Origin of the sequence: Henriciella aquimarina (genome assembly GCF_002088975.1) — a bacterium.
GTDB lineage: Bacteria > Pseudomonadota > Alphaproteobacteria > Caulobacterales > Hyphomonadaceae > Henriciella > Henriciella aquimarina.
The window spans coordinates 67788-80452 of the sequence record NZ_NCST01000132.1; the positions used below are offsets into that span (position 1 = coordinate 67788).

A 12665-nucleotide genomic window follows, 5' to 3' on the forward strand; every position below is an offset into this window, starting at 1 on the left:
GATTTGCTGACAATTGATCTGTGGCGGTTAATTTCCAGTTTACCAATCCCGCAATTGCAGAAAGATAACAGGGGAGGAACCTTATGCTCGAAGGCATCCGCGTAATCGAATACGCGACTTACATGGCCGCGCCCGGCGCCGGCAGCATTCTCAGCGACTGGGGCGCTGAAGTCATCAAGATCGAACCGCCGGGCGGCGATCCGATCCGGAAATTCTTCAAGACGCTCGGCACCGACATCCAGGACAATCCTGTCTTCGACTTCGACAATCGCGGCAAGAAGTCCGTCGCCCTCGACACCCGCACCGATGCCGGTCAGGCCATTTTGAGGGAACTGGCCGAAAGCGCCGATGTCTTCCTCACAAATGTCCGCCCCGGCGGGCTGGCCCGCTCCGGGCTCGATTATGACAGCCTGAAAGCAGTCAATCCGAAGCTCGTTTATTGCAGCCTGACCGGATACGGCCTCGATGGACCGGATGCCGACAAGCCGGGCTTCGATGTGGCGAGCTTCTGGTCCCGGTCGGGCGCGGCAAGCGCGACCATCCCGAAAGGCCAGGAGCCCTTCCCCTGCCGAACCGCCTTTGGCGATCACACGACCAGCATTTCCGCGGCCGCCGGCATCTGTGCCGCGCTGGTCGAGGCCGGCCGCACCGGCAAGGGGCGGCTCGTGGAAGCCTCCCTCCTGCGGACCGCGCTCTACACAATGGGGTCGGACTTCGCGATCCAGCTCTTTTTCGGACGGCTGGGCTCCACCAAGGCCCGGCATGAGCAGACCGTGCCAATCATGAATTTCTTCCGCACAGCCGACGATCACTGGCTGTGTATTGTTGCCCGTCAGGGGGAATCCGACTGGGCACCGATCTGCCGGGTGATCGGACGCGAAGACCTGATCGATGACGAGCGGTTCAATTCCGCCAAGGGCAGACGCGCCAACGCCCGCGAATGCGTCGACATTCTCGATGCCGGATTTGGTCAGTTCACCCGCGAGGAGGCCGCAAGGCGCCTCGATGAGCATGCCATCGCCTGGGCGCCAGTCCAGACCCTGGCCGAAGCCGCACAGGACCCGCAGGTCAAGGCCGCCGGCGGGATCGTCGATGTCCTCTCCTCGGCCGGTGACGGGTCGAGCTACTCAGCCCCGGCCTCCCCGGTCCGTTTCCCCGGCGCAGACGATGGGCCGAAAGGCGCGGCTCCCCATTATGGCCAGCACACCCGCGATATTCTGGCGAGCCTTGGGCGCAGTCAGGACGACCTCGTTCAGTTGCTCGACTCCGGTGTCATATCGGACGGGACAAAGCGGGCAAAATAAGTCTGGACATCCTCGGTCTTCGCCTTGCGGAAGGCCATGCAGAGCTGGATGCTTTCGATGGCTTCCGAAAGCGCTCGCTCATGGCCCGGGGCCAGGGAGCCGTAAAGCTCGAACAGCTTTTCGAGTTCCCTGATGCCCTCGGCGCTGCAGAGGCTGGAGGCCAGGCGCGGTGTTGAGCGGGGCCGCTGGCCGGGGATGATGTCCACAAACTCCGGATAATGGATCTGCAGCCAGGCCCATGTCCTGTCGCGCGTTTCCGGCTGACGCATCTGCCCCTGCACGATCGTGTAGTTCTCACGAGTCCCGAGCTGTTGCGAGAGCGCCAGCTCCAGAATGTCATCGACAAGCTCCGGACGATTGTTTTCACCGATGGCATAGGCGGCCGCGCGCTCGAAGGTCGGGTCATCTATGGAGGCGATGCTGTCGAGCAGATTGTCGAGAAAAGGCTTGCCGTCTTCCTGCATGGCGATGGCCAGGGCCGTGGAGAAGTCGTCACTGGTCAGCTTGCGCGTGTCCTCGGCGCTCCGCATCCCGACATAGGCTCTTGCGGCATCGGCAAACGCCGTGCGGAGGTCACGGTCCTTCCCGTCACGGGCAAGGAAGGATTCCAGCCGCGACCGCAGAATGCGGTCATTTTCGTCGTCGGTCTCGCCGGTCGCCTCCAGCCGTGGGCGAAAAACACGCATGATCTCAGCCTGAAAACCGGCCTCGGCAGCCTCGTCGCCGACCGTCAGGGGCGCCAGGCCGCCATACGCCCGCATCGCCTGACGCACGACCTGGCGTTCCGGGCGAATGGCCCCGGCATTGACGATCGCCATGAGCGCGCTCAGCGAAATCCCGCCCGCCTCGTAGCTTGCCATCGCGCTATCAATCGCAGTCAGCGCTTCCCCGCCGCTCAGCTTCGGGAAGTTGACGGCCAGCGTCGCCCACTGCGTCTCCGGCATGTCGAAGCGCCAATAGCCGCGCCCTTCGGCATTGGGCATGATCCAGGCCGGACAGGTCTCCATCGCCTCAAACCGAATGGAGTGTGTGCGCCCGTCAATCATCTCGCAATGGCGCGCGGCGCCCTCTTCCGCCCCGGTGACCATGCAGTACGGAATGGTCCAGCGCCGCTCCTCCTCGATCGGGCTACCCAGCGGCTCGTATCGGCTCTGCGCCAATTCCACTGTCGGGGCCTTGTTCTCCTCGCAGACAAGCTCCGCCCGGACGGTGGGCAGGCCGGACTGTTCGACAAAGCTCCGGAACGCCTTGGTGAGATCGGGTTCGTCGGTTTCCTCACCGATAACCTCGAAGAAGTCCGGACTGTCGGCCACCGAATCCTCGAACCGTTTCAGGTAGCGCCCGAGAGCCGGGCGAAACGTCTCCGCCCCGAAATAGGAATCGACCATCCCGATCACGGCCTGGCCCTTGTCGTAGGTGATCGAATCGTAAGCGTTGCGGATATCTTCGTTCATCGTGATCGGTTCACGTACGGCGCGGGCGCTGTTCAGGCTGTCGAGGCGCATGGCATTGAGGTTCTCGGCCAATGCGTCCAGCCCATAACCGCCCTCCGGCTCGAGCTCTGACAGGACGATGCCGGTCGCCCAGCTCGAAAACGCCTCCTTCAGCCAGAGATCATCCCACCAGGGCGGCGTGACGAGATCGCCGAACCACATGTGGGCGAGCTCATGGCTGTGAATGTTGAGCAGCGAACGCCGTGCGGCCGGCCCACTGGTCGGGCCATAGAGGATGCGGCTTTCGCGATAGGTGATCGCGGCGGCGAGTTCGGTTGCCCCGCTCGGCCATTCCGGAGCCACGACGATATCAAGCTTCTCATAGGGATAAGACAAACCGAAAGCGCGCTCGAAAAAGGTGACCATCGGCTCGGTCATCATCAGCGCATAGGACAGGTCCTCGCCCTTCCCCACCCGGGTATAGCCGGTGAGCGGAATGCGAACCTCACGCACCGCATTCGGCGCAAGCGAAGGCCCCTGCACCTTTTCGAACGGGCCAACAGCCAGCGACAGCAGGTATGTGGGCAAGGGCCGGGAGCGCTTGAAAGCGATCCTTGTCTTGCCGTCATCGACCGGCTCGCTGGTCTTTTCCGGCGTGTTGGCAATCGCAAGATCCTCTTCCGGTATGGTCAGCGTCACATCGAACGGCGCCTTGAAGCGCGGCTCGTCGAAGCCCGGCATGAAGCGGCGCGCCTGAATGCTCTCCGACTTGGCGAGCGCATAGGCGCGTCCTTGCTCATCGACGCGGAACATGCCGGCGAGATTGGCGTCGAAGGCGGCAGCATAGTCGATTTCGACCGTCACCTGCCCCGGCCCCATTGGCCGCGGAAAGCCCAGCCAGGCGACGCCGGACTTCAGGACATCCCGCCAGATGCCGTCTTCAGGCTCCTTGCCCGGCGACCAGACCGTGACATCCCGGATCTGAAGATCCTGACCATGCAGCCAGACACCTGTTGCCGGCCGGTCCAGGTCGAGATCGATCGTCACCGTGCCATTGAAACGCGACTGGCGCGGGTCGATGTCCATGTCGAGCTTGTAGAGGGTCGGGCGCACGCCCTGAGGCAAGGGCCCGCGCGGGGCATTGGCGTAGAGTTCGGCCAGATCTGGCGGCTGCGTCTGCGGCGTTGGCCCACAGGCCGCAACAGCCGTCAGCAGCATGACTCCCAAAAACCCCAGCACATGTTTCATTCGCCCGCCTCCCCTTTCTGGCTCAGCATCCAGGCCAATGCGGGATCAATCAGCCCACCCCGCCCTTACATCAGCTAGACGATTCTTTTTTCGTTACCAGCCAATGGCGCATCGGGGGAATCCCGCCTATACGGGCGGCATGAAGATAGCGACATGGAACGTCAACTCGATCAAGGCCCGGCTTCCCACTGTTCTGGAGGTTCTGAAGACCATCGATTGCGATGTCGTCTGCCTGCAGGAACTGAAGTGCGAGACCGATGCCTTCCCGTATCTCGAAATTGAGGAACTCGGCTACAATTGCGCTGTGAATGGCCAGAAGACCTATAATGGCGTCGCGCTTCTGTCGAAGTTCCCGCTGGAGGACATCCAGAAGGGGCTGCCCGGCGACGACGGGGATGATCAGGCCCGTTATGTCGAAGCGCTCATCATGGCCGACACGCCTGTTCGCGTTGGCGCCCTCTACCTGCCGAACGGCAATCCGGCCCCCGGAGATAAATACACCTACAAACTCGGCTGGATGGACCGGCTGGCCGCCCATGCCAGAGGCTGGCTGAAGCAGGAGGAACCCTTCATTCTCGCCGGGGACTACAATGTCATTCCGCGCGATGAAGACTGCTGGGATATTGCCGTCTGGCGCGATGATGCGCTGGCCCTTCCGGACTCGCGCGCCGCTTACCGTCAGCTCAAATGGCTCGGCCTGACCGATGCCTATGAAGCCGCCGACGGGCGCGCCCACGAGTACACGTTCTGGGATTATCAGGGGGGCGCCTGGCAGAAGGGACACGGTATCCGAATCGACCACCTTCTGCTCTCACCGCAGGCGGCCGACCGGCTGGAAAGTGTCGACATCTTCAAGAAGGCCCGGGAGATGGAGAAACCATCAGACCATGTGCCGATCATCGCCGAACTGTCGGACTAGCGCCTACTTCGTGGCGCACTGCTTGTTGTAAGCAGCCACATCGGCGTTCATGTCGGCGGCTCGGGTCTGAAGCGTCTTTTCCGTCTCACGCAGCTCGGCCTTGAGCGCTTCATAGTCCTGTTTGGCCGCATCCGCCTTGGCCGCTTCCTCATCACCGAAAAGGCGCGTGACTTCAGCGGCTTCCCAGGTTTCACCGGCAGCCTCGACCTCTTCGAGCATTTCGTCACGCTTGGCCGTCAGCGTCTTCAGCTTCGACTGCTCGGCCTTGATGGTCTTTGCCTGAGCCTGGCACTCGGCCCGGGTGGAGGCCGAGTGAGCAGACGCGTGCGGCGCCGCAAGGACGGCGGCGCTCATCAAAAGGGCTGGAAGGATAACAGTGTGTCTCATGGCATCTTCATATCAGCTTGTGCGTGAAGCCTCACTGAACAAGACGGCCACAATTTGGCACCGATCCGGCGATTTCCAGCCAATCAGATGTCGGCATAGACGTGACGTTCGCCCTCAAAGCCTTCATGGGTGACCGCGCCAAGATGGGCCGGCCCGACAAGCTTGGCGAACTTGGCAAGCGCCCCGGAGCCATAACGGGTCTCTTTCGGCGACCAGGCCTTGCGGCGTTTTTCAAGCTCCGCCTCGTCAACTTCAAGGTCGATCCGGCCGGTTTCGGCGTCGATACTGATCATGTCGCCATCCTCGACCAACCCAATCGGGCCGCCTTCCTGCGCTTCCGGGCCGACATGGCCGATGCAGAAGCCGCGCGTGGCGCCCGAGAAGCGCCCGTCGGTGATGAGGGCCACCTTGTCACCCATGCCCTGACCGTAGATCGCTGCCGTTGTCGACAGCATCTCGCGCATGCCCGGGCCGCCCTTGGCACCTTCATAACGGATGATGAGCACGTCGCCTTCGTTGTAGTCGCGGTTCTCGACCGCCTTGAAACAAGCGGCTTCGCCGTCAAAGACACGGGCCGGGCCACGGAACTGAAGCTTCTTCAGGCCGGCCACCTTCACGATGCCGCCATCGGGGGCAAGCGAGCCCCAGAGCCCGACAACACCGCCGGTCTTCGTGATCGGATCGCTGGCCGGGCGCATGACTTTCTGGCTCGGATCCCAGGTCACATCCTTGAGGTTTTCCGCCCAGGTCTTGCCGGTCACCGTCATGCAGTCGCCATGGATAAACCCTTCTTCATAAAGGGTTTTCATCAGCATCGGCACGCCGCCGGCTTCGCCGAAGTCCTTGGCGACATAGTCGCCGCCGGGCTTGAGCGATGCGATATAGGGCGTCTTCTGGAAGATCTCGGCGACATCCTTGAGCTCGAATTTCACGCCGCACTCGTGCGCCATGGCCGGCAGGTGAAGCGCGGCATTGGTCGAGCCCCCGGTCGCGGCCACCACAACGGCAGCATTTTCGAACGCCTCGCGCGTGCAGATGTCGCGCGGGCGCAGATTGGTCTCGATCAGGCGCATCACGGTCTTGCCGGACTCAACCGCATATTCGTCGCGATTGGCATAGGGCGCCGGCAGCGCCGACGACAGAGGCAGGGCGAGCCCGATCGCCTCGGACACACACGCCATGGTGTTGGCCGTGAATTGCCCGCCACAGGCGCCGTCGCCCGGACAGGCGAGCTTTTCCAGCGCATTCAGCTTCTCGTCCGTCATGTCATTGCTGCCGGCGGCATGGGCGCCAACTGCCTCGAAAATGTCGAGCACGGTGACGTCGCGGCCCTCGAAGCGGCCCGGCAGGATCGATCCGCCATACAGGAAGACGGACGGCACGTTCAGCCGCAGCATGGACATCATCATGCCCGGCAGGGACTTGTCGCAGCCGGCAATCCCGACCAGCGCGTCATAGGAATGCCCGCGCATGGTGAGTTCGACCGAGTCGGCGATGACTTCGCGGGAGACGAGCGAGGAGCGCATGCCCTCATGGCCCATGGCGATGCCGTCGGTCACGGTGATCGTGCAGAACTCGCGCGGCGTGCCGTCAGCCTCTTTCACGCCCTCGGAGACAGCATGGGCCTGACGCAGAAGCGCAGTATTACAGGGCGCGGCTTCATTCCAGCAGGAGGCGACGCCAACGAAGGGCTTCTGAATGTCCTTGGTCGACAGCCCCATGGCGTAATAATAGCTGCGGTGCGGCGCACGCGACGGACCCTCGGTCACATGGCGCGACGGCAGGCGTGACTTGTCCCATGTCTTGCTCATCGCTGGCGGTCTCCACTCTATAAACTGTTGCGGGCCTCATAGAATGCGCAGCCCCGGAGGGCTAGTCTATGCGGCATAAATTTCCTCAAAACCTCCGACCGGATGCAGGCCGGGCAATTTCTGCCCCGGCGGTGCAGCTGACGGTACACCTGGAGAGTGCACTAGAGAGTACACCACTCGGTGCACCGGGGCAGAGCGGCTTGCGCATCAGGAATTCAAGATCACGATGATTGCCGACCGGGAAGAGGAACTCGCCGATCTTCTCGAAACCGTAGCGCTCATAGAGCCGTCTCGCGCCGTCATTCTCCGAAAAGACGCTGAGATACATTTCAGGCGCGTTCTGCGCGTGGGCCCAGGCGAACGCCTCCTCCATGAGCCTCGTGCCAAGCCCCCTGCCCTGCAGCGGCTGATCGACATAAAGGCGCTTCAGTTCGACAGCGCCGGGCTCGGCGGCTTCCGCTGGCAAAGTCAGCGGCCCGCAGACGAGATAGGCGCCAAGAGCCCCGTCCCCGGTTTTGCCGACCCGCACCAAAGTACCCGGCGTGGCAAGCGCCGTGCGATAGACGTCATGGCCATGCTCGGCGTCGAGAAAGGCCGACAGGTCTTCAGGCTTGTAGAGATGGCCGAACTTGTCGGTGAAGGTCTTGCGCGACAGGGCGACAAGGGCATCGAGATCGCCCGCCTCTGCGTCGCGCAGGATCACGTCCGACACGTGTGCTTCAGGCTGCATTGAGCTTGTTCATCTCTTCAGCCGACAGGCGGAGCTCTGCAGCCGCCATGATGTCCTCAAGCTGTGCCATGCGCGTCGCACTGGCGATCGGCGCGGTGACGCTCGGCCGGGCCATCAGCCAGGCGAGTGCGACCTGCGCCATGGTCGCATCATGAGCGTGAGCGACCTCTTCCATCAGGTCGAGCAGCGCCATGTTGCGGTCGGTGAACCAGTCCTTCATGCGCCGCCCGCGCGGGCTCTTGTCGAGATCGGCCTCGCTTTTGTACTTGCCGGTCAGGAAGCCCATGGCGAGCGCGAAATACGGAATGACGCCGAGATCCCAGTCGAGGCAGAGATCCTCCAGCGGGCCTTCATACTCCTCGCGCGTCATCAGATTGTAGTGCGGCTGGAGCACATCGTACGAGGCCCGGTCCGACGCCTCGCCGGCATCGAGCGCCGCTTTCAGCCCGGCTGCATCATAGTTCGACCCGCCGACGAAGCGCACCTTGCCAGCCTTCACCAGCTGGTCATGCGCCTCCAGCGTTTCCTCGATGGGGGTTTCCGGATCGGGAAAGTGCGAGAAATAGAGATCGATATGATCGGTTTTCAGGCGCTTCAGCGACTCCTCGCAGCGGGCCACGATCTGATCGGCCGAAAGACCTTTCTTGCCATCGCCCATATCCCCGCCGACCTTGGTGATCAGGAAGAGATCATCACGGCGCTTGCGGTCGGCCAGCCAGTTGCCGATGACGGTCTCGGATTCGCCGCCCTCATTGCCGGGAATGAAGCGTGTATAGATGTTGGCGGAATCGACGGCGTTGAAACCGTGATCGAGAAAGGCGTCGAGCAGGTTGAAACTGGTGGCCTGGTCGGCGGTCCAGCCAAACACGTTGCCACCCAGCACGAGCGGCGCGATCTCGGCACCGGTGCGGCCGAGCGTGCGCTTTTGCATGGCGGTCTCCTTTTAGTCCTTCTTCTCGAAGATGGCCGTCTCAACCGCGCCTGTCGAATCCATCATGCCGCGATACATGCCCTTTGAGTTGAAGACATAGTCATACTGGCCTTCGCCGCCCATGACGATGACACCACCATCGCCGCCAAGGTCTGCGACCTGGTCGAGAGCGTTCTCGGCGGCCGCGCCAATGCTGTCTCCGGCAAGCTCGACGCGGGTGCAGATCGTCTTGGCGACGCCGACCCGGATGAAATATTCCCCATGGCCGGTGGCCGAGACCGCACAGACGCCGTTCTGGGCATAGGTCGCCGCGCCAATGAGTGGTGAGTCGCCGACCCGGCCTGGCGCCTTGGCCGTCATCCCGCCTGTCGTGGTGGCTGCGGCCAGATTGCCGTCCTTGTCGATAGCGACCGCGCCCACCGTGCCATGCCGGTCGGCATCGGTGCGGCTGCGGGTCTCCAGCACGCGGTCCAGCGCCTTCACGCGGCGTTCGGTGGTGAAATAGCTGTTCTCGACCGTTTCCAGGCCAACCGACTCGGCAAAGTCATCCGCGCCCTGTGCGGCAAACATGACGTGCTCGGAATGGTCCATGACCGCACGCGCGGCCAGGATCGGGTTTTTCACATGCTTCACACCGGCGACCGAGCCGGCATTGCGATCACGCCCGTCCATGATGGAAGCGTCCAGCTCATGCTCGCGCGCAGCTGTGAGGACCGCGCCCTTGCCGGCATTGAACAACGTATTGTCTTCCATGGTCAGGACCGCAGCCTGCACGGCATCGACCGAGGTCCCGCCCTCCTTCAGAACTTCGGCCCCCGCATCGAGTGCGACTTCCAGCGCGGCGCGGTAATCGGCTTCCTGCTCGTCGCTCAGATTTTCGCGCAGGATGACCCCGGCCCCGCCATGAATGACGATGCGCCATTCCGGCGTCTCGGCTTCAGCGGCGGCAGCTTCGCTTCCCGGTTCGGCGACCGTTTCAGAGCCACAGGCGACAATCATGAGCGATAGCAGAAGGGGAATGATGGCACGGGTCAATCTGAGTAGCCTCCGGTCAGCTGAACGACGCCAATTGTTCGCGGGCCGAAGAGAGCTTGGCAAGGGTTGCCGTCCATTCTGTCACGCGTTCGCGGTTTTCCTCGACAATCTCGGGCGGCGCCTTGGCGACGAAGTTCTCGTTGGCGAGCTTCTTCTCGGTGCCGGTAATGTCCTTCTGGAGCTTGCCCATCTCCTTGTCGAGGCGGGCAATCTCGGCGGCCGGATCGATGACATCCAGGATTTCCAGCGCAACCGTTTCGTCGCCCGAGGCAATCGTCACGGCGCGGGCCGGCTTGTCCTCGGTGACGGTAAAGCTGCCGAGCCGGGCGAGCTGTTTGATCGGGGTCTCGTTCTCCTTCGCCCAGGCTTTCACCTTGTCGGAAGCGCCGATCAGCGACGCGGAAATCTGCGCACCCGCCGGCACGTTGAGGACCGAGCGCGTGGAGCGGATTTCGGACACGGTGTCGAGCACCCAGGCCATTTCGGCTTCGGCCTCCGCGTTGGCCCAGGCATCCCCGAAGGCCGGCCAGTCCTGCACCATGAGGAAGTCCTCGCGCGCGCGGCTCTCGTCTTCGGTCTGCTCCCACAGCGCTTCGGTGACGAAGGGCGTAAACGGGTGCAACAGTTTCAGCGTCTGGTCGATGACCCAGCCGCAGGTCTTGCGGGTTTCGGCCTTGGCGGTCTCGTCCTCGCCATTCATGACCGGCTTGATCAGCTCGATATACCAGTCGCAGAGCACGTTCCAGATGAACTGGTAGAGCGCGTCGGCGGCTTCGTTGAACTTATAGGCCTCGAGGGCCTCGGTGATCGCACCGGCCGCCTTGCCAAGCTCGGCCGCAATCCAGCGGTTGAGCGGCAGCTTCAGCTCGCCGGGTGTCAGCGCATGGCCGAATTCGCAACCATTCATCTCAGCAAAGCGCGCCGCATTCCAGAGCTTGGTGGTGAAGTTGCGATAGCCTTCGACCGCGCCCTTGGAGAGGCGGATATTGCGCCCCTGCGCGGCGAGGCGCGCAAAGGTGAAGCGCAGCGCGTCGGCGCCATACTCATCGACCAGTTCCAGCGGGTCCATGGCGTTGCCCTTGGACTTCGACATCTTCTGGCCCTTCTCGTCGAGAACGAGCGCGTGGATGTAGACGTCGTGGAAAGGCACCTCGTCCATGAAATGGATGCCCATCATCATCATCCGGGCGACCCAGAAGAAGATGATGTCATGCGCGGTGATGAGCACGCTGGTCGGATAGTATTGTTTCAGCGCCTCGGTCTCTTCCGGCCAGCCTTGGGTCGAGAACGGCCAGAGGGCGGAGGAGAACCAGGTGTCGAGGACGTCTTCGTCCTGCACCAGCTCGGTCGGTTTGCCATAGTGACCATCGGCCTTCGCCTGCGCAGCCGTCTCATCATGGGCGACAAAAATGGTCCCGTCCGGTCCAAACCATGCCGGAATCCGATGCCCCCACCAGAGCTGGCGGGAGATGCACCAGGGCTGGATATTGTCCATCCAGTTATAATAGGTCTTCGCCCAGTTCTCGGGCACGAACTTGGTCTCGCCCGAGCGCACGGCCTCGACCGCCGGTTTGGCGAGCTCTTCGGCCTTCACAAACCACTGGTCCGTCAGCATCGGCTCGATCACCACGCCGGAGCGGTCGCCGAAAGGCTGGGTGATGAGCTTCTCCTCGATCTCGATCATCAGGCCGTCGGCATCGATGTCGGCGACGACCTGCTTGCGGGCCTCATAACGGTCGAGCCCGCGATAGGCTTCCGGCACGAGGTTCAGCGCGTCCACCTCGGCGGCGCTGGCCGTCACCTCACCCGCCGCGATGGCCTTCGCCTTGCTCGCCGCCGCCTCATAAGAGCCGCCATCCGTACGCATCTGCGCGCGGTCGTCCATGAGCCGGTACATCGGAATCTTGTTGCGCTGGGCAACGCCATAATCGTTCTCGTCATGCGCGCCGGTGATCTTCACCGCGCCCGAGCCGAAATCCGGGTCGGGATAATCGTCGGTGATGATCGGGATCAGGCGGCGATGCTCCTTCGGGCCGACCGGGATCTCGCACAGCTTGCCGACAATCGGCGCATAGCGCTCATCATCAGGATGGACCGCCACCGCGCCATCGCCAAGCATGGTTTCCGGCCGCGTCGTGGCAATCGAGATGTAGTCGCGCTCTTCCTCGAGCGTGACATTGCCGTCCTCGTCCTTCTCGACATAAGTGTAGGTCTCGCCGCCGGCGAGCGGGTATTTGAAGTGCCACATATGGCCCTTCACGTCCCGGTTCTCGACTTCCAGGTCCGAGATGGCCGTCTGGAAATGCGGGTCCCAGTTCACCAGGCGCTTGTCGCGATAGATCAGCCCTTCATTGTAGAGATCGACGAAGACCTTGCGGACGGCTTCCTGCATCTGGTCGTCCGGATTGTGCCGGTCGCCCATGGTGAAGCGCTCATTCTCCCAGTCGCAGGAGGCCCCGAGGCGTTTGAGCTGATTGATGATCTGTCCGCCGGACTGCTCTTTCCATTCCCAGACGCGGTCGATAAATTTCTCGCGTCCGAGGCTCGTACGGCTCTCATTGCCACCGGCCTCAGCCAGCTGGCGCTCGACCACCATCTGGGTCGCGATGCCGGCATGGTCGGTGCCTGGCTGCCAGCGGACATTCTTGCCGCGCATGCGCTCGAAGCGGACCAGGATGTCCTGCAACGTATTGTTCAGCGCATGGCCCATATGCAGCACGCCGGTGACGTTCGGCGGCGGGATGACGATGGAATAGGCCTGCGCGCTCGTATCGCCGGAGGGACGGAAGCAGCCTGCCTCCTCCCAGCGCTCATAGATACGGCCTTCTGCGCTCTGCGGATCGAAGCGTTGGTCGAGCATTCTTTTC

Annotated in this window: 9 protein-coding genes; 2 read left to right on the plus strand and 7 right to left on the minus strand. The window is 62.8% G+C overall.

The genetic code is table 11. The features are described from left to right. Window positions 1-83: 83 nt before the first annotated feature. The gene (locus B8784_RS20755; RefSeq protein ID WP_084399983.1) at window positions 84-1304 is read left to right on the plus strand and encodes a CaiB/BaiF CoA transferase family protein; all 1221 of its coding nucleotides are present in this window, start codon (window positions 84-86) and stop codon (window positions 1302-1304) included. On the opposite strand, the gene B8784_RS20760 is transcribed toward B8784_RS20755, so the two are convergent. Then, a complete protein-coding gene (locus B8784_RS20760; RefSeq protein ID WP_084399984.1) occupies window positions 1253-3985 on the minus strand; it encodes a M1 family metallopeptidase in 2733 nt (910 codons plus the stop codon). The two genes, B8784_RS20755 and B8784_RS20760, sit on opposite strands and share 52 nt — an antisense overlap. A gap of 139 nt (window positions 3986-4124) precedes the next feature. Between B8784_RS20760 and xth the strand changes: the two genes are divergently transcribed. Next, window positions 4125-4904: an exodeoxyribonuclease III gene (gene xth, locus B8784_RS20765; RefSeq protein WP_084400061.1), complete on the plus strand. Its 780-nt coding sequence runs from the start codon at window positions 4125-4127 to the stop codon at window positions 4902-4904. Window positions 4905-4907: 3 nt separating this feature from the next. On the opposite strand, the gene B8784_RS20770 is transcribed toward xth, so the two are convergent. The 6 genes from B8784_RS20770 to B8784_RS20795 all read right to left on the minus strand — a co-directional run bounded on the left by B8784_RS20770 (window position 4908) and on the right by B8784_RS20795 (window position 12658). Next, on the minus strand, window positions 4908-5291 hold the full coding sequence (locus B8784_RS20770) for a hypothetical protein (RefSeq protein ID WP_143435665.1): 384 nt from the start codon (window positions 5289-5291) through the stop codon (window positions 4908-4910). Between the two features lie 83 nt (window positions 5292-5374). Continuing rightward, window positions 5375-7102, minus strand: a complete 1728-nt coding sequence (gene ilvD / locus B8784_RS20775; RefSeq protein WP_084399986.1) for a dihydroxy-acid dehydratase — start codon at window positions 7100-7102, stop codon at window positions 5375-5377. An 85-nt stretch (window positions 7103-7187) separates the two neighbouring features. After that, window positions 7188-7832: a GNAT family N-acetyltransferase gene (locus tag B8784_RS20780; protein WP_084399987.1), complete on the minus strand. Its 645-nt coding sequence runs from the start codon at window positions 7830-7832 to the stop codon at window positions 7188-7190. After that, window positions 7822-8763, minus strand: a complete 942-nt coding sequence (locus B8784_RS20785) for an aldo/keto reductase (RefSeq protein WP_084399988.1) — start codon at window positions 8761-8763, stop codon at window positions 7822-7824. Before B8784_RS20785 ends, B8784_RS20780 begins: the two co-directional genes overlap by 11 nt. A 12-nt stretch (window positions 8764-8775) precedes the next feature. Next, entirely contained in the window at window positions 8776-9798 is a 1023-nt protein-coding gene (locus tag B8784_RS20790) for an isoaspartyl peptidase/L-asparaginase family protein (RefSeq protein ID WP_233356271.1), read from the minus strand. Between the two features lie 16 nt (window positions 9799-9814). Further along, window positions 9815-12658: a valine--tRNA ligase gene (locus B8784_RS20795; RefSeq protein ID WP_084399989.1), complete on the minus strand. Its 2844-nt coding sequence runs from the start codon at window positions 12656-12658 to the stop codon at window positions 9815-9817. Window positions 12659-12665: the final 7 nt, after the last annotated feature.

Coding starts and splice junctions, on each gene's coding strand:
- B8784_RS20755 (WP_084399983.1), top strand. CDS start 84: ATGCTCGAAGGCATCCGCGTAATCGAATACGCGACTTACATGGCCGCG.
- B8784_RS20760 (WP_084399984.1), bottom strand. CDS start 3,985: ATGAAACATGTGCTGGGGTTTTTGGGAGTCATGCTGCTGACGGCTGTT.
- xth (WP_084400061.1), top strand. CDS start 4,125: ATGAAGATAGCGACATGGAACGTCAACTCGATCAAGGCCCGGCTTCCC.
- B8784_RS20770 (WP_143435665.1), bottom strand. CDS start 5,291: ATGAGACACACTGTTATCCTTCCAGCCCTTTTGATGAGCGCCGCCGTC.
- ilvD (WP_084399986.1), bottom strand. CDS start 7,102: ATGAGCAAGACATGGGACAAGTCACGCCTGCCGTCGCGCCATGTGACC.
- B8784_RS20780 (WP_084399987.1), bottom strand. CDS start 7,832: ATGCAGCCTGAAGCACACGTGTCGGACGTGATCCTGCGCGACGCAGAG.
- B8784_RS20785 (WP_084399988.1), bottom strand. CDS start 8,763: ATGCAAAAGCGCACGCTCGGCCGCACCGGTGCCGAGATCGCGCCGCTC.
- B8784_RS20795 (WP_084399989.1), bottom strand. CDS start 12,658: ATGCTCGACCAACGCTTCGATCCGCAGAGCGCAGAAGGCCGTATCTAT.